This is a genomic window from Mariniblastus fucicola, assembly GCF_008087665.1.
Classification (GTDB): Bacteria; Planctomycetota; Planctomycetia; order Pirellulales; family Pirellulaceae; genus Mariniblastus; species Mariniblastus fucicola.
The window spans coordinates 3951290-3969694 of the sequence record NZ_CP042912.1; the positions used below are offsets into that span (position 1 = coordinate 3951290).

General features: G+C 53.1%; 17 protein-coding genes. 9 read left to right on the forward strand and 8 right to left on the reverse strand.

Going from position 1 to position 18405, the window contains the following annotated elements:
* Positions 1 to 223 precede the first annotated feature (223 nt).
* Both MFFC18_RS14445 and MFFC18_RS14450 read left to right on the forward strand, forming a co-directional pair.
* Entirely contained in the window at positions 224 to 1963 is a 1740-nt protein-coding gene (locus tag MFFC18_RS14445) for an RNA-binding protein (protein WP_210421374.1), read from the forward strand.
* A 70-nt stretch (positions 1964 to 2033) separates the two neighbouring features.
* The gene (locus tag MFFC18_RS14450; protein WP_087149613.1) at positions 2034 to 2555 is read left to right on the forward strand and encodes a DinB family protein; all 522 of its coding nucleotides are present in this window, start codon (positions 2034 to 2036) and stop codon (positions 2553 to 2555) included.
* A gap of 52 nt (positions 2556 to 2607) precedes the next feature.
* Here the strand turns inward: MFFC18_RS14450 and MFFC18_RS14455 are convergent, their stop codons facing one another.
* Entirely contained in the window at positions 2608 to 3090 is a 483-nt protein-coding gene (locus MFFC18_RS14455) for an Lrp/AsnC family transcriptional regulator (protein ID WP_075083409.1), read from the reverse strand.
* Between the two features lie 157 nt (positions 3091 to 3247).
* Between MFFC18_RS14455 and hppD the strand changes: the two genes are divergently transcribed.
* From hppD to MFFC18_RS14480, 5 genes are read left to right on the forward strand one after another with little or no spacing between them, the layout of a single operon-like run.
* Positions 3248 to 4354: a 4-hydroxyphenylpyruvate dioxygenase gene (gene hppD / locus MFFC18_RS14460; RefSeq protein ID WP_075083285.1), complete on the forward strand. Its 1107-nt coding sequence runs from the start codon at positions 3248 to 3250 to the stop codon at positions 4352 to 4354.
* 51 nt (positions 4355 to 4405) lie between these two features.
* Positions 4406 to 5140 carry a fumarylacetoacetate hydrolase family protein gene (locus MFFC18_RS14465; RefSeq protein WP_075083286.1) on the forward strand — a complete coding sequence of 245 codons (735 nt, stop codon included), beginning with the start codon at positions 4406 to 4408 and terminating at the stop codon, positions 5138 to 5140.
* A gap of 12 nt (positions 5141 to 5152) precedes the next feature.
* Positions 5153 to 6328 carry a homogentisate 1,2-dioxygenase gene (locus MFFC18_RS14470; RefSeq protein ID WP_075083287.1) on the forward strand — a complete coding sequence of 392 codons (1176 nt, stop codon included), beginning with the start codon at positions 5153 to 5155 and terminating at the stop codon, positions 6326 to 6328.
* A 56-nt stretch (positions 6329 to 6384) separates the two neighbouring features.
* Positions 6385 to 6999, forward strand: coding sequence for a flavin reductase family protein (locus MFFC18_RS14475; protein WP_075083288.1), 615 nt, complete (start codon positions 6385 to 6387; stop codon positions 6997 to 6999).
* Positions 6996 to 8915: an AMP-binding protein gene (locus MFFC18_RS14480; protein WP_084416939.1), complete on the forward strand. Its 1920-nt coding sequence runs from the start codon at positions 6996 to 6998 to the stop codon at positions 8913 to 8915. The genes MFFC18_RS14475 and MFFC18_RS14480 overlap by 4 nt, the downstream gene beginning before the upstream one ends.
* Before the next feature lie 57 nt (positions 8916 to 8972).
* On the opposite strand, the gene MFFC18_RS14485 is transcribed toward MFFC18_RS14480, so the two are convergent.
* From MFFC18_RS14485 to MFFC18_RS14500, 4 genes are all read right to left on the reverse strand, one after another.
* Positions 8973 to 10190 (reverse strand): vWA domain-containing protein, encoded by a 1218-nt coding sequence (locus tag MFFC18_RS14485; protein WP_168211097.1) that lies wholly within the window; start codon positions 10188 to 10190, stop codon positions 8973 to 8975.
* 145 nt (positions 10191 to 10335) lie between these two features.
* Entirely contained in the window at positions 10336 to 11115 is a 780-nt protein-coding gene (locus MFFC18_RS14490; protein WP_075083290.1) for a hypothetical protein, read from the reverse strand.
* Between the two features lie 18 nt (positions 11116 to 11133).
* On the reverse strand, positions 11134 to 11661 hold the full coding sequence (locus tag MFFC18_RS14495) for a hypothetical protein (RefSeq protein WP_075083291.1): 528 nt from the start codon (positions 11659 to 11661) through the stop codon (positions 11134 to 11136).
* A complete protein-coding gene (locus MFFC18_RS14500) occupies positions 11658 to 12176 on the reverse strand; it encodes an RNA polymerase sigma factor (protein ID WP_075083292.1) in 519 nt (172 codons plus the stop codon). Before MFFC18_RS14500 ends, MFFC18_RS14495 begins: the two co-directional genes overlap by 4 nt.
* A gap of 327 nt (positions 12177 to 12503) precedes the next feature.
* Between MFFC18_RS14500 and dnaK the strand changes: the two genes are divergently transcribed.
* Entirely contained in the window at positions 12504 to 14435 is a 1932-nt protein-coding gene (dnaK, locus tag MFFC18_RS14505) for a molecular chaperone DnaK (RefSeq protein WP_075083293.1), read from the forward strand.
* Positions 14436 to 14638: 203 nt separating this feature from the next.
* Complete coding sequence (locus tag MFFC18_RS14510; protein ID WP_075083294.1) at positions 14639 to 15805, forward strand: serine/threonine-protein kinase; 1167 nt, start codon at positions 14639 to 14641, stop codon at positions 15803 to 15805.
* A gap of 158 nt (positions 15806 to 15963) precedes the next feature.
* On the opposite strand, the gene selA is transcribed toward MFFC18_RS14510, so the two are convergent.
* The 3 genes from selA to MFFC18_RS14525 form a co-directional block, all read right to left on the reverse strand.
* Complete coding sequence (gene selA, locus MFFC18_RS14515; RefSeq protein WP_075083295.1) at positions 15964 to 17352, reverse strand: L-seryl-tRNA(Sec) selenium transferase; 1389 nt, start codon at positions 17350 to 17352, stop codon at positions 15964 to 15966.
* 87 nt (positions 17353 to 17439) lie between these two features.
* On the reverse strand, positions 17440 to 17787 hold the full coding sequence (locus tag MFFC18_RS14520; protein WP_075083411.1) for an HU family DNA-binding protein: 348 nt from the start codon (positions 17785 to 17787) through the stop codon (positions 17440 to 17442).
* Between the two features lie 260 nt (positions 17788 to 18047).
* A complete protein-coding gene (locus tag MFFC18_RS14525) occupies positions 18048 to 18323 on the reverse strand; it encodes a Sec-independent protein translocase subunit TatA/TatB (protein WP_075083296.1) in 276 nt (91 codons plus the stop codon).
* Positions 18324 to 18405 lie beyond the last annotated feature (82 nt).

Consider the following 18405-nt stretch of genomic DNA (forward strand, 5'->3'; position numbering starts at 1 on the left):
GTTGAGAAGCAAATTGCAAAAGCTCGGCTTCATTTTCGTAGCTGGATTTGCTTTCGGACTTGTCTCGGCAACCGTGCTTGGCAGCAGCCTGCGAGCGACCGAATCGTCCGACGATCATACACTCCATGTCCGTCGAGGGAGCAGAACTTTTGACGTTTATGTCAGCGAGGGTCGTTCCAGCGTTCAACGGCATCTGAAAGTTTGGGACGGATTCTGCCAGCTGATGGCCCGTGACGTTGAAGAGTATGTTTTGGAAAACCAAACCAGTGTCCATCTGGATTTGCTGATTACGTTCGTCGCAAGGTGCCGGCCAAAAGCCGTTCAGGATTTCCTGGATGATACGTTTACGCAGACTCGTCAGCCGGAGGTAAAACAACGCGCCGCCCGCTGGCTGCAGTACCTCGATGACGATCGCGGCTTTCGCTGGGCGGTTTCCGAACTCGAATTGCAGAACACATCTCACTCTGTAGAGTTACTGTCGATCGTGGCTGCATGGTATGCCTGGCATGACTCCATGATGTCTCAGCATGAAACGTCCGATCGCCGATCGTTGAAGCTGACCCCTGCCGTGGCGTCTGCACTCGATGACGCATTCCGGGTCGCAGTCAACGAAACACCTGGCGATCTGGATTCCCCTTCGCCGGCGGCGATCGATGTACTTGGCGATGCAATCGTCGGCCTTTCCGATTCGGATGCCAGAGATCTGTTGGTCGATTTCCTGGAACAGGTCGGCGGCAGAACGGCGGCGAAAAAGCCACAGGTCTTTGATCGCCTGATTTCGGAGTACAGTCGTCGATATTGTGACCGCTGGTTGCTGGATTATTGCGTTGATCAAGCTCAGTTTCAGATCGATGATCGGCGACGCATGTCTGAATCGATTCAACGCTGTCTAAATCGACTGTGCCGAAAATCGGAAGCGGAACTAAAGATCTCTGCGATTGAATCCTATGATATGCTGCTCAGACAACTGCCAACCAAAGCAGCGATTGACGCTGGACTGTTTGCGATTGAAAACGGCGTACTGTTTTCGCATGAGTTTCTAAGGTGGTATCGACAGCGAGTGGATTCATGGGCGGAATCGAAAGCGAATTTTGTTGCGGTCACCGATCAGTTGAACCACAGAAAGCCGGATCGATTTGATTTTGTGAGTGCAGAGATTCTGGCGGCAGCCTACAGCGGCACACAGAACCGCAGGATCACGAATTCGCTAACGAATCGGATTTGGCCCGCGCCTCGTTCGGCAGACAAACTCGCTAACAGCCCTGGTTTACACAAAGATTTGCTTGCCATTGATCTGATCAGTGACGATCCTCCCGGCTACGAAAGCCTGAGACTACTTTCGAGGATTGCGATTCCTGTGGTGCAGTGCGAATACACGACCATTCGCAACAACAAGTCAACATCGGATCTGTTCAAGCTGTTTCATCGTCATGACTTTGCGATGGATCTCGATCCTGACGAGTACCTTGAATTGCTTCGGCAACAGATTATTGAGAACGGCGAACTTGACAGTTGCTGCAACGGAAAACTGGTCGGCAGTCGTTATCTGTTTTCCAGCTACGAGAAAATTTGCGGTGTGTTTTCAATGCTGAACCGCGAGACGTCGATCAACGGCAAGCGTTCGATCGTCAACGATTTTTGGAAGCTGGCAGATTTGACCGACGGAAAGTTTCAACCGTCTGCCTTGCGTATCGGGCTGAACAAGCATTCTTCCGAGACAACCTGTTCGTTTATCTGGCGTGACAAAACGTTTTCGTTTCCCGTCAGCGATTATTCCGCAAGCCTGATCCCGCCCTTGAATGCAATCCTGCGCAGCGAAGGGTTAGACGAGTGCTTTGTGGTCGTGCAGGGCTATCCCACAGTCAAATTGCTGGACGACAATTCGGAAGTTGTCCTTTGCGGTCCGACAGAAGTTTTCGACGAACTTGAGACGGAATTTGGCCTGTTCATTTCTGTCCGGTAGTCCAATCGCCGTTTAAGCTGGCCACGGCTATGATGAGGCTTTTGCAGCGATGTCCTCGAAAGCCAAATTGATGCCCAACATTACCGGGATCACCATTGCCGACTCACTCCGCCTTGTGTTGGGATACGCGGAAAATCTCCTCAAGGACGTGACTCCGGAAACGTTTGGCCGCTTTGCGACAGGAGTCAACGGAAACCCCATCGACTCAAACCATCCGGCATTCATCTACGGGCATCTCAGCATTTACGGGCATCGGATCTTGAAAGATCTCGGCAAACCGGTTGACGACTTGCCGCCAGGATTCGAAGAAAATTTCGCGAAAGGCTGCGTTTGCCGGGACGATATCGACGGAACACTGCCGGACATGAAGACTGTGACCGCGTACTTTTTCAAGATCTGGAACGAGGCACTCGACGTTGTACTGGCGTCAGATGATGAGACTTTTCAGCAACCGAATCCGCTTGGTGGAGGATTTACTGAAAGATTCCCTACGCTGGGTTCCGTCCACAACTTCTACGCTTGCGGCCACAACATGTTGCACCTTGGCCAAATGAGTGCCTGGCGAAGAATGATGGGACTTGGTGCGGCCTAGAGACAACCAACCGCTTCGAGGGGCAAAAAACTTTTTTCGGTGCAATTTACTGTTAAACTTCTTTGGATGCCAACAGTTGATGACACCGATTTTCAATTTGCGTCTTCAGCACGATCGCCGTTGAGGTTCTTGCGATGTCAGGGATCGTCAGCACTTTCTCCAACACGTCCATCAGGTGTTGATTCGAACGCGCCGCGATGAGGCACAACAAATCTCCCTGAGCGGCGACGGAATGCACTTCGACGACTTCATCGATCTTCGCCAGCGGCTGGACCACGCTCTCGATCTGGCCTTCCTTCACCTCGACCGTCACGTAAGCCTTCACGTGATAGCCAAGTGCATCAAGGCTCAGGTTGGCGGCAAAGTTTCGAATCACTCCCGCTTCCACCATCCGATCGAGCCTGGCTTGCACCGTTCCGCGAGCTACGCCCAACCGACGCGACAATTCCAATACGCCGATCCGCGCGTCATGCTGAAGCTCGCCTAACAAAGAAGCATCTAACTCGTCGATTTGATAGTCAAATTGTTCAGGCATGCCTAAAACCACCTCCACTAACCGGACAAACTGCACATTGATCATCGCAACGATTGCCCAATCGGTCAAGCATCGCTAAAATTCATGAACGAATTGCCAAAACGACAGCAGACGTATCCGCACTGTTTCACCCTCACGATGTTAACGGGAGACTGCTTTGGGACCCTTTCCACATACCGCCCCGCGGGCGACGATCAGCGAGCAAAACCCTGCCGGAACTGACGGATTCGAGTTCGTCGAATTTGCGCACCCGGAGCCTCAAGTGTTGCGAGATTTATTCTCCGCGATGGGCTATGTTCATGTTGCTTCGCACAAATCGAAAGCGATAGAGCTTTGGCAGCAAGGCGACATCTCTTACCTGATCAACGCCGAACCCGGAACGCACGCGGCCGAGTTCATCGATGTGCACGGTCCCTGTGCGCCGTCGATGGGTTGGCGAGTCGTCGATGCGGAACATGCTTTCAAGCACGCCGTTGCAAAAGGGGCTCAGCCGTACCAGGGTTCGGGCAAGGCTCTGGACGTTCCCGCCATCGTTGGAATCGGCGGATCACTGATTTACTTCATCGATCAGTACTTCGACACCAGTCCGTACAACACCGAATTCGAATGGATCACTGACGCACATCCTACCGGAGTCGGATTTCACTATCTGGACCATCTGACTCACAACGTCTTCAAAGGCAATATGGACAAGTGGTTCAAGTTTTACGGCGACCTGTTTAACTTTCGCGAGATTCGATTTTTCGACATTCAAGGCAAGCACACGGGTCTGTTTAGCCGTGCTCTGACGTCTGCTTGCGGTCGTATCCGAATTCCTATCAACGAAGACCGAGGCGAAACGGGTCAGATCGTGAACTACCTGAAAAAGTACAATGGTGAGGGAATTCAACACATCGCTGTGGGGGCTCACGACATTTACGATTCGGTAGACGCAATTTCCGAACGAGGCGTTCGCTTCATGCCCGGTCCGCCGGAAGCGTACTATAAGATGTCGCATGACCGCGTGGTTGGTCACAATGAGCCAATCGATCGAATGCAGAAGCACGGCATCCTGATCGACGGAGAAGGCGTTGTGGACGGCGGCGAGACGAAGATTCTGCTGCAGATTTTCTCAAAGACCGTGATCGGTCCGATCTTCTTTGAGTTCATCCAACGCAAGGGCGATGATGGGTTTGGCGAGGGCAACTTTAAAGCTCTGTTCGAATCCATCGAAGCCGAAGAAATGGCTCGCGGCGATTACGGCGATCAAGTCTCGGCCGATTAGACGGTCATGACGTGACCATTCGTTTCACAGTAATTAACCTCCGCAAAGCCTATGCTGCACTTTCTATCCGACTCCAATCCGCCGCAGAAAGGCGACCTCACGATCGTATCGTTCCGCGACTTCTACGCCTTTGAGCAACATGTGAAGACTTGCCGAGCCAAACGTGGCCTGGACATGATTCCGCAGTGGTACGACCAACCCGTGTTCTACTTTTCCAACGCTCAATCGATCGTCGGTGACGGCGCCAGCATCACCGCGCCGCAAGGCTGCGAAGAACTGGACTACGAATTGGAACTTGGAATCGTGATCGGCAAAACGGGACGCAACATTGCTCCGGAGAACGCGTGGGAACACATCGCCGGGTTCACGATCATTAATGATTTCAGCGCACGTGATCTGCAACGCCAGGAAATGGCTGTAGGGCTTGGACCGTCAAAAGGGAAAGACTTCGCGACGGCCGTTGGCCCGAAACTGATACCGCTGTCCGATCTTCGCGATCGCATCGACAGCGAAGGTCGCATTGACCTTTCGATGACCGCCACGGTTAATGGCAAAGTGCTCAGTCAGGGCAACGCCAAAACGATGTACTTTACCTGGCCGCAAATCGTGGCTCACGCTTCACGCGATGTCACGCTGGTCGAAGGTGAACTTCTCGGCAGCGGAACCGTGGGGACGGGTTGCATCCTGGAACTGGGGCCGGAAAATACAGGAGGCTGGCTGAAACCCGGCGACGTCATTGAGCTGACAATCGAAGAACTCGGCACTCTCAAGAACACCATCATTTGATCAGGACACGAAATGCCTTTCTATCGCACGATGGGATCCGTCCCGCCCAAACGCCACATCAAACATCGACGCAGCGGAAACAGTCACCTCGACGAAGGCATTTACTACGAACATGTTTTGACGACCGAAGGTTTCGATCGCGTCTACTCGATCACCTATCACCTGCGTCCTCCGACTCGCGTCGTGGGAACTTCGTTGCTGAGAAATGTCGAACTCGAAGCCGCAGAAGATTTACCGCTGCGAGTCCATCACTTCATGAGTGCAAATATGCCTCGCGGTGGAGACTTCATCGACGGTCGCGTACCGATGATGTTCAATGATGATCTCGTGGCGTATCGCTGTCGTCCGGCTGAACAACAATCAATGCTGTTTCGCAACGCTGCGGCGGACGAAATCATTTTCGTTCAGCAAGGAAGCGGGAAAGTCGAAACAACTTACGGGACGTTGCCATATCGCCGAGGCGACTACATCGTCATTCCTCGAACGACGACGTTTCAAATGGTCGCCGACGATATCGAGAAAGAAGACTATTTGATTCTCGAAAGCAACAGCCCGTGTCGCGTGCCGCAGCAGTACCTCAACGTTGACGGTCAAATGATGTTGGGTGCACCGTACTATGAACGCGACCTGCACGGCCCAACAGAATTAAATCCGGTCGACAAAAACGAGACCACGACGATTATCGTCAAGGAGCGTCATCGGCTGACGAAAGTCGAGATGGCAAACCATCCGCTGGACGTGGTGGGCTGGGATGGCTACCTGTATCCGTTCACCTTTAACGCGTGGGATTTCGAACCGCTGACCGGAACGGTTCATTTGCCGCCGCCGTACCAGCAGACTTTTGAGTGCGACGGATTTGTGATTTGCACGTTTGCACCGCGGTACCTCGATCATCATCCGGAAGCTGTCAAAGTGCCTTACGCGCACTCTAACACGCAGGCTGATGAAGTTCTGTTCTATGTCGATGGCCAGTTCGGATCTCGCAAAGGCGTCGAAGCCTGTTCGTTCTCGTTCCATCCCGGCGGCATTCCGCACGGGCCTCACCCTGGCACAATCGTCGGCAGCGAGTCGCACGATCGGACTGAAGAGATGGCAGTCATGTTCGACACCGACCATCCCTTGACCATCACGAAAGAAGCGATGGAAATGGACGACCCGCAGTATCCGTTAAGCTGGATCGACGAGTGATTTCGGGATATTAAAACCGAAAACCGAAAACCGAAAACCGAAAACCGAAAACCGAAATGCAATTTGATCCAACCGACATGGGCATCCGCGACATCTACACGCTGATGGTGCAGTTAATTACGCCGCGGCCAATCGCGTGGGTGTCGAGCGTCTCCAAAGATGGAGTCACAAACCTCGCGCCCTACAGTTTCTTCAACGGAATTGGTGCAAATCCGCCTTCAGTGCTGTTCTGTCCCGTCAACCGTCGCGACGGAAGCCAGAAGGACTCGTTGCTCAACGTGCTCGATACCAAAGAGTTCGTGGTTAACGTCGTGTCGTTCTCCGATGCCGAACTGATGAACAAAACTTCGGCTGATTACGGATCGGAAGTCAGCGAATTTGAAGCTCTGGACATTGAGACGTTGTCGTCAGAGAAAGTTGCCCCACTGCGGGTCGCGTCGTCGCTGGCTCAGTTCGAATGCCGACTGCTCAAGCACCTTGAATTGGCATCGGGTCCCGCGGGAGCCAACGTAGTCATTGGTGAAATTGTGATGTTGCACGTGGACGATTCGATCATCGAAGACGGCGTCGTCGATCCCGCCAAACTCGATACCGTCGGGCGTCTCGGCGGCAAAGCATACTCCAGAACGACAGATCGATTCGAGCTTGAACGTCCCCCGGTGCCGGAATGAGCAAACGGGCCATCATCGAAAAATGGCGCAGCGTTTCTGATTGGAAGCAACTTCGACAACTCTCCGTTGCCGAGCGTATTGCGCTGCACGCAGCGACGTTTGCCGAGTGGGACGCGGAGCATGATGGTCCGGCTCCGATCTGGTTTCCCACAGACCAGGCTATCGCCGCCAGCAACCTGACGGATTTCCTGATTCAAACCAATCATTCCGATTTTCAATCGCTAAAAACCTGGTGGCAGAATTCGCCTTCGGAGTTCTGGAAAGCCGCGATTGAAACGCTGAACGTCGCCTTTCGTGAGCCGCCGGTGTCGATTCTGGAGTTCGATGATCCGCGAGATCCGACCTGGCTGCCAAAGGCCCGTTTGAATATCGTCGAGTCCTGTTTTCAGGCAGACGATTCTGCAACCGCGCTGCGATTCGGCGGTGCGGACGGGCAGATTGAGTCGATGACTTATGGCGAGCTTTACGCTCAAGTCCAACTGGTCGCAGCGCATCTTCGGGACGCAGGATTCGAACCGGGAGATCGTCTGGCGATCGTGATGCCGATGGATTCAACGTCGGTGGTGACTTATTTGGCCATCCTGTACGCAGGCTGTGCCGCGGTGTCGATTGCGGATTCTTTTGCGCCATCAGAAATCGCGAAGCGGATTCGAATCAGCCAAGCCAAAGGCGTTTTCTACTGTGAAAGTTACCAGCGAGCCGGCAAGACGATTGCTCTGGGTGAAAACGTCACCGCGGCCAAGCAGATTTGCGAATCCGAAGGTCAACTCGTTCGGCTGTTCTCTGATCGCTACCCCTGGCCGGATGTTGCGCCGCTTGAATCGCCGCATATTGGTGCTCCGGACGACGTCATCAATGTGCTTTTCTCGTCCGGCACGACGGGCGATCCGAAAGCCATTCCCTGGGACCAAACGACGCCGATCAAGTGTGCTGCTGATGGGCGTTTTCACCAGGACATACGAACAGGTGACGTCGTTGTCTGGCCGACGAATCTGGGATGGATGATGGGACCATGGTTGATTTTCGCAACGCTGATCAACGGCGCGACGATCGGCCTGTTTGAGGACGCGCCAACGGGCGAAGCGTTCGGAAAGTTTGTGCAGGACGCGAAGACGACGATGCTGGGCGTGGTTCCGGCTCTGGTTCGACACTGGAAAAACACGAAGTGCATGGAAGCTTTCGACTGGTCCGCGATCCGTTGTTTTAGCTCAACCGGAGAAGCCTCCAACGCAGTTGACATGACCTATTTGTCGGCCTTGGCGGGCTTCAAACCGATCATTGAATACTGCGGAGGCACGGAAATCGGCGGCGGATATATCAGCAGCACCGTGATCCAACCTAACGTTCCCGGCACATTTTCTACTGTCGCGGTCGGCAATCGGTTCGTGTTGCTCGACGAAGAAGGTCAGCCAACAAAGGAAGGTGAACTGTTCCTGGTTCCGCCTTCGATCGGTCTTTCGCGAAAGCTGCTCAACCGCGATCACTTTGAGACTTACTACGCCGGAGTCCCCGATCACGAACTTCCGCTGCGACGTCATGGCGATCGTTTGCAGCAGCTTCCTGGCGGATACTTTCGCGCATGCGGACGAACAGACGACACAATGAATCCCGGTGGCATCAAAGTCGGATCAGCAGAGATCGAATCGATCATCAATGGCGTTTCTGGTATCCAGGAGTCGGCCGTGATCGCCGTTTCCGATCAAGGCACCGGGCCTGACCAATTGGTCGCGTTTCTGGTGGGCGACTCGTCTCTCGAATCCGAATCGAAGCTGAAAGAAATCAATCTTGCGATCCGCCAGAATCTGAACCCGTTGATTCGTATCGCGCGGGTTCGCGTTCTGGACAAACTTCCTCGCACGGCTTCGAACAAAATCATGCGGCGAAATTTGAGGAAGTTGGAAGCGGATCAGTCCTGAGGCCTTTGGCTATGCGATTTCGCCGCGGCAGCTGATCGACAGCTGAGCGACAGACTTCTATTTGTCCGCAACTGCCAGTCTCAGCACACCGCAGATCTGCTGTTGTGCGATGTCGCAAATTCGATCGACGTCCGGGTCGGAATCAGGCTCGAAACTCATCCGGGCAAAAAACATGGACTCGGAAAGACGAGCGTAGGCTTTTTGATGCTTCGATGACTCCACAAGTTTCGCCGACTGTTTAACCGAGTTGGCGACTTTGGCAATTGCATAGTTCTTCTTCAAAACACGATCCGATTCGCCGGCTTTGAGTTGGATCGACTGCTCGAAACGGACTCGCTTTTTTGTGCAACTATTAAAGTACGTAAGCTCGACATCGATTTTGGTCGGCTTCCGCGATCCAAACTTTCCGACCACGACCTGAGTCGCGCCATAGCTCATATTTTCAAGCGGCACACGGTATCCGTTGGCCAATTTTTCCGGTTGGTAGCCAAAGATTTTGGGCAGTTTTCCGACTTCGGGAAAGCGGATCGTCAACGTCACATCCATCGCTGCCGGGCTGAGCAGGCTATCGAACTCATCGACAAAAACCTTTTGAATGTCGTCCACATCGGCGACGAAATGAATCGCCCCGCGGCCTGCGTCGGCCAGCTCACGGAGCAAGCTCTGGTTGAAATTCGAGCCCAGCCCAATCGTCGAGAGCCCAATTTCCCTGTCGTTGTATTTTTTGGATTCGCGCGCGATCTGAGCCTCATCGGTGACGCCGCGATTGGCAATCCCATCGGTCAACAGGATGACTCGATTGGCACGCTCGCTGTCAAAGTTATCCTCTGCGACCTTGTAGCCCAGCATCAGGCCTGTGTTGAGGTTCGTGCTGCCGCCAGTTTGGATACGGGTGATGGCCGATTTAATCGTTTCAAGATCGAGGACTCGAGTTCCTTCCAAACAGGTTTTCGCGTCGTCACTGTAGGTCACAATCGAAACGAGATCCTTTGGCGAGAGCTTGTTCATCAAGGCCACGAGCGCCGTTTTCACTTTCGCGATCCGATTGCCGCTCATCGATCCGCTTCGATCAATCACCAGAACCAGATTTAGCGGAATACGAAACTCTTCCACGATGTCACGATGCGTCGCCAGTCCGATTTGAAAAGCATGCTTTCCATCGTTCATTTTTCCGGAGCGAACATCAAGTCCGATTCGCTTGTCCCACGCGGGCAAGGCAATTTGATGGCGGTGATAGTTCACGAGCTCTTCAACACGAATCTCGTCGTGCTTCAAGATCATTCCTGAACGCAGAGCGCTGGATGTCATCGAAGACACACCCGCTTGGCCATAGACTGATTCGGAAGACAACGCGCAAAGTACAATTAAAGCAGTGACGATCGTTCCAATTCTCATAGTGCAATCCTTCTATTTCGGGAATTCAAAAATCTGTGTCCACTGATTGGGGTGAAACCAGCTCGCGACTCAATTTCCTGCGCAATTCCATCGCATCTTCAATCTCTCCGTCAAATTTCCTGAGTTCATTGAAATCCTCCCGTGAATCGATGTATTTCTTGAGCATTTTTTCAACCATCGATTGCTTCGCCTTCTTTTCAGCAATCTCAAGTGAGACCTCAAACATTGCATGAGCCAAAGCAGGGGAGGCCTGTTCCGACTTGACTTCGAACTCTCCCAATCGCAGCTGCGCCTCAGCAAGCAACTGCTCAGCCTGATGCTGATCTGCTTGACTCGCTGCCCCCTTTTTCACAAGTCGCATGGTAAGCTCAAGTCGTTCGCTTTGGTTTGCGACGTATCGCTTAAGTAGATCACGCTGCATTTCCAAGGCCGACTCATTCTCCAAGCCGGAAGAACTGATTTTGCGTTCCAACAGTTCCAAACGTGCATTAAGTCCCTCGAGCTCAATCGCCAATTCCACCTTCTGAACATGCAACATTCGAAACACGTCTTCGAACGAGATGTCCGAAATTGCCTTCTCGCGAAATTCAGCAAGTCGATTCTTCCTTGCATCATGCAGATTCTCGATTCTCGTGGCCAATTCGGCAGAAGTCTTGCGAAGCATTTCAATCCGGCTATTCGCCTCCGAACCACGTGGAACTTCGACCCTACTTGCCTCTCCAGGTGACTGAGCCTTAATGACCCCTTCACCCGCGAAGACAATCAGAAGGCCATAGAAAAGCAACGCACAGATTCGATTTTTCATTTTATCTCCAAGCAAGTTCTATAAGTTGAGTTGCAACAAGTCGCGAGCCTTTTGTGCCCCTCGCGTATCTGGATAAAAAGCGACAATACTTTCGAGTTCTTTTTTGACCGAATCGAAACTTGCACCTTTATCGAGCGCAGATTGCCACGACATGCTTTTTGCAAGAGCCACTGTTTCATCAGGCTCAAACACTGGTTCAATACTGAGCGAATAATTCTGTTGAGTTGCGATTTCTTGAGCCTTCAGGATCTCGTCCATCGAGTCCAGGTTTCGCTGCAAATCGGCGAGTAACAATGCAACGGCTTCCGCGTCACGAACATCAGAATTGCTCTTCGCCACATTGGATGGAGCAAAGTAGACAAACAGCAACACCGTAGCGGCAATCACTGCCAAAGTGCCAAGCAAAGTGGAGTACGAACGCGACGCTCTCTCCACAACCGGTTGATCCGAAGCTTCCGATGGAATCTGCAGTAACTTCGCCTGCAAATCGTCAGGCACGCTGACGTCGCGAAGCATTTCGTCAAGTTGTTCGTCATTAAGCGTCATGATGTTTTGTTCTGGTTTGGAAACTCTCTCTCAATAATTTCTTTCATTCGTTTCCTGCCACGATGCATTCGGGAAAGCACCGTGCCTCGCGGGACGTTCAAAATTTCTGCAGCTTCTTCTGCCGAAAGGCCTTCCATCGAAACCAACAGAATCGGAAGCCGCTGGTCTTCATCGAGTTGCTCAAGGGCACGCTGAACGATGTCGACACAATCCGGTTTCGATGTCTCGACGCTATGGCGATCCGCCACGGTTTCAATGCCGCCGGTCGCCAAAACTTTCTTTTGCCGCACGGCCTTGAGGTTCTGGTTTCTCAAGATCGCAAACATCCAGCTCCGCATCTTCGTCGCGTCTCTCAACGAATCGATCTTCTGCCAAGCCTGCGAAAACGTTTCCTGAACCAACTCCTCCGCAGCGTTTCCGTCACCGGTCAAACGCCAGGCAACCCGATACATCGACTCCGAACAGGATTCGACGCAGGCTTCAAAGAGCTTTCGGGGATCGGGACTATCTGGCATCTGGCTCGCAGAATTTGTTCGTTTCCAATGAAGTACCCATTGGAGCGTTTGGATTCCCGGAAAATTGAAGTTTTGCGAAATCTGGATTCACGCCAGAGCCGAAACGCACTCTGCCAAATTGACACCGCTCGGGAAAGTCCGGGGAAAAGGGCAAGGAATACCCCGAAAAGTGGCTTGAAAGGAAATTCATGGCTTCGGCACAGGGTTTGCTTTCAGTGGTGGGGTTGCCGAGATGCCTGCCAGTGGGCGTTTGGGCAAGAGACCCAACCTCACAACGCCACAAGCTGGCGAAATATATTTAACAGGAAAATTTGCAGGAGAGCACTCATGGCTCAAGGTGAAAAAATCATCGGAATCGACCTCGGCACCACAAACTCGGTTGTCGCCGTGATGGAAGGTAACGAGCCGACCGTCATCGCCAACCAGGAAGGCGCCCGAACGACCCCAAGCGTTATCGCGTTCTCGGACAGCGGTGAAACACTCGTCGGTGCACCGGCTCGTAACCAACGTGTTACCAATCCGCACCGCACCGTTTATTCGGTGAAGCGTTTCATGGGCCGTCGTCACAACGAAGTCGGCAGCGAAGAGAAAATGGTGCCTTACAAAGTCACCGGTGGCGCTGACGAGTACGTCAAAATTGAAATCGACGGGCAAGAGTACACGCCGCAGGAGATTTCGGCCAAGACGCTTCGTAAACTCAAGGAAGCTGCCGAGTCTTACCTTGGGCACAAGGTCAATAAAGCCGTTGTGACCGTCCCGGCTTACTTCAACGACGCTCAACGTCAGGCAACCAAGGACGCTGGCGAAATCGCCGGTCTGGAAGTTGCCCGTATCATCAACGAGCCAACTGCGGCAGCGATTGCTTACGGATTGGACAAGTCTGACAGCGAGCAAAAGATCGTTGTCTTTGACCTTGGTGGCGGTACGTTCGACGTTTCCGTGTTGGAGCTTAACGACGACGACGGCATGAAAGTCTTCGAAGTTATCAGCACCAGCGGCGACACGCACCTCGGCGGTGATGACTTTGACGAAGTCCTGATCAACCATGTCGCTGACGAGTTCAAAAAAGACACAGGTGTGGATCTGCGATCTGACACGATGGCTCTGCAGCGTTTGCAGGAAGGCTGCGAGAATGCCAAGAAAGAACTTTCGACGGCTCAGCAGACTTCGATTAACCTGCCGTTCATCACAGCGGATGCGAGCGGACCGAAGCACTTGCAGATGGATATCACACGCGCAAAGTTCGAAGAGCTGATCGATGGCCTGGTTGAGCGTTGTAAAATTCCACTCGAGCGAGCACTCAAGGATGCCAAGCTTTCTGCGAGCGACATCGATGAGGTCGTTCTGGTCGGTGGTTCGACACGCGTCCCCAAAGTTCAGGCTATGGTGAAAAGCGTTTTCGGCAAGGATCCGCACAAAGGCGTGAATCCTGACGAAGTCGTCGCCGTTGGTGCTGCGATTCAGGGATCAGTTTTGGCTGGCGATCGCAAAGACGTTCTTCTGCTCGACGTGACTCCGCTGACTCTCGGTATCGAAACCGAAGGCGGCGTGATGACGGCTTTGGTTGAGCGTAACACGACGATTCCAACTGAGAAGAAGCAGGTCTTCAGTACTGCTGCGGACAATCAGACTGCGGTAACCATCCAGGTTTACCAGGGCGAACGGAAGATGGCGAACAACAACCGTTTGCTGGACAAGTTCGACCTGACCGGGCTGCCACCGGCTCCGCGAGGCGTGCCTCAGATCGAAGTCAAATTCGACATCGACCAGAACGGTATCCTGAATGTTTCGGCCAAGGATCTGGCAACGGGGACCGAAGCCAATGTCGAGATCAAGCAGTCGTCTGGACTTTCTGAGGAAGAGATTTCGAAGATGAAGTCGGACGCTGAAGCGAACGCTGATGAGGACCGTAAGCAATTCGAATTGGTGACGGCACGGAACGAAGGCGAGTCAATGTGCTACCAGATGGAAAAGATGATGTCTGAGCACGAAGACAAGCTTTCGGATGACGACAAAGCTCCTTTGACGACTGCGATTGCGAAAGTTCGCGAAGCGGCCAAGGAAGACGATGTTGATGCGATCAAGAGTGCCGTCAAGGAACTCGAACAGGCGTCTCACGCGTTGAGCAAAGCAATGTATGACGACTCTGGAGCAGCCCAGGGAGCGGACGCGGGTTCACAGACTCCTGCTGATGAATCGGCTCCTGCGGATGCCGAGGACGATGCGATCGACGCTGAATTTGAAGTCAAAAACGACTAGATCAGCTGACCTGACACGACTGTCCAGGCAGTCGGGCGAAATTTCGGCCTCCAGCAGGCCGAGCGAATACTGAAACGGCTCCGTTTGGAGCCGTTTTTTAATGCAATCACTGCTTGAAACCGAACCGCTATGGACCGTTTCGGCTCCGAGGAAATAATATAGTAGCCACACCCACCACCAAGACGCGACGGATCGCGACTCCTATGACAACCGAAGACCAAGACCTTTTTATTCAGACCGGCGAGCTCGTCGATCTCGCCGCCACGGTAACGCACACGCAAGAGCCGCCGGTTCCTCAATGCGCCGAACTGATTCGATTGTACGACGACCTGCTGGAGACCAAACGACATAGCTGGACGACTCATCTTCGAATGATTAAAGAGCTAGGCCGTGGAGGGCAGGGCGTTGTCTACCTGACTCAGCGTCGCGGCGCCGACGACTTCACTTTGCCTGTCGCAATCAAGGTATTTTCCCCTGAACGCTATCCGGGGCCAGCCGAGTACGACGGCGACATGTTGCGGATGGCGAGGGTCGCTTCTCGTGTCGCCAGAATCCAGCACGAGAACCTGCTGCAAGTCTACAACTTTCTGGATCGCGATCGAATTCGCATGATGGTCATGGAGTGGGTTGAAGGGTACGACTTGCGCCGTTTGATGACGCCAAAAATGTTTGGCATCGTTCAGGAAAGGTTCAGCAAAAAACGCTGGGACTACATCAACGATGTGCTGATCACGGTAGGAGAAGATCAACCAAGGTTCCGACCGGGTGTGGCCGTTGCGATTGTTCGCGAATGTCTGGAAGGACTCGCAGCGATGCACCGGCAGGGAATCGTGCATGGCGATGTGAAACCGGCAAATATCATGCTCAAACGCAGCGGTCATGTAAAAATGATTGACATGGGTTCTGCCTTTGAGGTTAACAATCCGATGAACCGAAGAACGTGCACGCCAACCTATGCGTCGGCCGAAGTGCTGACCGGAGGCGATTGCACGCCGTTGTCCGATTTGGCCAGTGTAGGCTATGTATTGCTGGAATTGATCGCCGGGCGGAACCTGTTCTCGGATTGCAAAAATCTGGACGAACTGATCTCCGCCAAAGAAAACCTGTGGGAAAACTTGCAGGAACGGCTGCCAGCTGAAATCGCTGACAACGATTTGCTGATGGGACTTTGCCGCGGACTGACTGATCCGGATCCGGATGCTCGATTCCAAAGTGCGGAAGCTGCGGACCATTTCGAAGATGGCGCTTCGGCTTTCCATCGCCAACTGATCAAGGCTGACCTGGCGACTGAGTACGATCAGGACATTCGCGTCTGGATCGATGAGTTGTTGGAGATCGAAGAAACGATGCTGATGAAAGACGATTTTTAATCGCGTCTATTTTTCAGGGATTGCTTCAAATGGCGACAATGTCTCTTTGACGTTGTTTCGCACATCGATGCCCCATTGAATCAGGTTTGCGAACAGCCTTCAACCAGAGTGCGATCTAACGCCCGGTCACATTCCAAACTGGGAGCCAACGTCCTGGTTCAGGCTTCCAGTGTTTCGAAGACTTTAACCAGCTCAAGATCTTCTGCTGGCGAAATCGTTCGCGTGTCGAGCAACAGTTTTCCCTGTTGGACGCGGCCCATCACCGCAGGAGTCCCACTTCGCAGCTTGGCCGACAGAGCGTCGACGGAACCGGCGGGTGTGATCGATACGCACCATGTCGGAATCTTTTGAGCCGGCAAACTTCCGCCACCAAGCATGGCTTCTTCCTGGATCGCTTCGCACGATCCGACGCAGGGAACTGCCGACAACAAAGACGCCAATTTCTCCGCACGCAGCTTCAAATTTTCCGCCGGCATCGAGAGCATTCGCAATAGTGGAATCGACTGCTTGGCTTTCTCCTGATCGCGGTAAAGGCTGAGCGTTGCATGCAATGCCGATAGAGTCATTTTGCCAACCCGCATCGCTCTCATGAGAGGATTCTTCAGGATGCGATCAACGTACTTTTTCTTTCCAGCAATGATTCCACACTGAGGTCCGCCGATCAGCTTGTCGCCACTGAACAGAATCAGGTCCGCGCCATCGCGAATGCTTTCCGACGCAACAGGCTCGTTCCTCAATCCAAACTGGGCGTAGTCCAACAACGCGCCGGAACCGATATCGTCGATCAGCGGAAGATCGTGTTTCGCTGCGAGTTTTGAAAGCTCTTTTGTGGAAATCGTTTTGGTAAACCCGATGACTTCGAAGTTGCTTGGATGCACCTTCAGCAACGCCCCGGTCAATTCGGGGTCGATCGCGTTTTCGTAGTCGGCGAGATGAGTCTTGTTTGTCGTGCCGACTTCTTTCAGTTTCGCGCCGCTGCACTCCATGACGTCGGGCAAACGATAGCTGCCGCCGATTTCGATCAGTTGGCCGCGAGAAACAATGACTTCCTTACCCGCCGCCATCGCGGACAGAGTCAGCATCGTTGCAGCGGCGTTGTTATTGGTAACAACGGCAGCTTCAGCGCCTGTCAGTTCACAGATCAGACGTTCCACAGCCTTGACACGCTGCCCGCGTTCACCAGTCATCAGGTTGATTTCGACACTGGCGTAGCTCTTGGAGTTTTCGTTCACCGCTGCCAGAGCCTCGGCGGCCAAAGGTGCTCTGCCGAGTCCCGTATGCAGCACGATGCCGGTTCCATTGATGACGCGGCGGAGATACGGTCGCTCTTCGTTGCTTAACCAGTCCGCAATTCTGTCCGCCATCTCTGTCGGCGTCGGGATCGGAACCTCTCCAGCGGCGTCGACGACTTGCGTGCGGAGATCATCCAGAAACGTGCGAACACCTTCGGCGACAACGCCATGATTGATGTTCTCGACCATCTTTTTCAGCTGCGGGCTTTCCAAAAGTTGGCTGACCGAAGGGAGATTGCGAAGGATGTTTGACATGATTGGCTCTGTTTTGAGTTCGATCAATTCATTGTAGCCGCGGTGCTCCGTCTGCCCAGAGTGAGGGGTTTGGATCAGTCGACCGCGTTACTCTTCCTGTTCGCGTCGCTCACGCTCAAGACCTTCTTCCCGATCTTCGCTAAGCGTTTTCGCAGAAAGCCGTTTGACTCGTTCGTCCATCTCGGTCCCGGACTTGAAGGTGACCACCTTTTTGGCTGGCAGCATAATCGGTTCGCCGGTGTTTGGGTTCCGACCCTTCTTGGCCGCCCGATCCTTGATCTCAAAGACACCGAACTTTCGCAGCTCGATCCGGCCATCGCTCACCAGCCCGTCAAGGATCGAGTCGAGCGTTTTCTGGACCGCTTCCCGAGCCAGCGTCTGGGGAATATCCAGAGCCTCGGCGACTTCTTTGGCGATTTCTTTTTTCGTCTTCAAACTGCGACCAAAAAATTCGGCTTGTGTCTTAACTACTGTCGCCACCCCCAGCGGACTCACTATAGGATTGCCGTGGTCGATGGTCAACGAAGACAGAACGGATCCGGACACGTTGAAGTTCGGGAACTTTTTACAAAACCGCAGAAGTCTCACAAACTATTCGCAACCGTTACCAGGAACTGAACCTGCCGGTGAGTGCGACAGCCGTAGCGGGAAAGAAAGAATCTGGCGAACGACCATTTTGCCATCGCCTGACGGGCTTAAATGTCTTCAGGAGGATCGTAGCTGGGACCAGGATCGTCGTCGCTGCTGTCGTTGTAGGCCGTCTCAATCTCGTGAGGAATCTTTTTGACGTCTTCCAGTTCCCGATCCAGTTCGGATTTGATCGAAGTCTGGATATCGTTCAGTCCCTTTCGAAACTGAGTGTACGACTGGCCAACAGAGCGAGCGACCTCTGGAAGTTTGCTACCGAACAACACGACTGCGACGATCGCAATCAGAACTAATTCAGAGGTACCGATTCCGCCTGGTAACATGGGGTCAACGCTGGATCTGACAAATGAGTAGATAAACGAAAGCGACTAAACACAGAATTGCCAAAAGAGTGACTTCCGCGAA

Bases quoted from the DNA above. Each gene is read 5' to 3' on its own strand.
- MFFC18_RS14445 (WP_210421374.1), top strand. From the start codon at position 224: ATGGCCCGTGACGTTGAAGAGTATGTTTTGGAAAACCAAACCAGTGTC.
- MFFC18_RS14450 (WP_087149613.1), top strand. From the start codon at position 2,034: ATGCCCAACATTACCGGGATCACCATTGCCGACTCACTCCGCCTTGTG.
- MFFC18_RS14455 (WP_075083409.1), bottom strand. From the start codon at position 3,090: ATGCCTGAACAATTTGACTATCAAATCGACGAGTTAGATGCTTCTTTG.
- MFFC18_RS14465 (WP_075083286.1), top strand. From the start codon at position 4,406: ATGCTGCACTTTCTATCCGACTCCAATCCGCCGCAGAAAGGCGACCTC.
- MFFC18_RS14470 (WP_075083287.1), top strand. From the start codon at position 5,153: ATGCCTTTCTATCGCACGATGGGATCCGTCCCGCCCAAACGCCACATC.
- MFFC18_RS14475 (WP_075083288.1), top strand. From the start codon at position 6,385: ATGCAATTTGATCCAACCGACATGGGCATCCGCGACATCTACACGCTG.
- MFFC18_RS14480 (WP_084416939.1), top strand. From the start codon at position 6,996: ATGAGCAAACGGGCCATCATCGAAAAATGGCGCAGCGTTTCTGATTGG.
- MFFC18_RS14490 (WP_075083290.1), bottom strand. From the start codon at position 11,115: ATGAAAAATCGAATCTGTGCGTTGCTTTTCTATGGCCTTCTGATTGTC.
- MFFC18_RS14495 (WP_075083291.1), bottom strand. From the start codon at position 11,661: ATGACGCTTAATGACGAACAACTTGACGAAATGCTTCGCGACGTCAGC.
- MFFC18_RS14500 (WP_075083292.1), bottom strand. From the start codon at position 12,176: ATGCCAGATAGTCCCGATCCCCGAAAGCTCTTTGAAGCCTGCGTCGAA.
- dnaK (WP_075083293.1), top strand. From the start codon at position 12,504: ATGGCTCAAGGTGAAAAAATCATCGGAATCGACCTCGGCACCACAAAC.
- MFFC18_RS14510 (WP_075083294.1), top strand. From the start codon at position 14,639: ATGACAACCGAAGACCAAGACCTTTTTATTCAGACCGGCGAGCTCGTC.
- selA (WP_075083295.1), bottom strand. From the start codon at position 17,352: ATGTCAAACATCCTTCGCAATCTCCCTTCGGTCAGCCAACTTTTGGAA.
- MFFC18_RS14525 (WP_075083296.1), bottom strand. From the start codon at position 18,323: ATGTTACCAGGCGGAATCGGTACCTCTGAATTAGTTCTGATTGCGATC.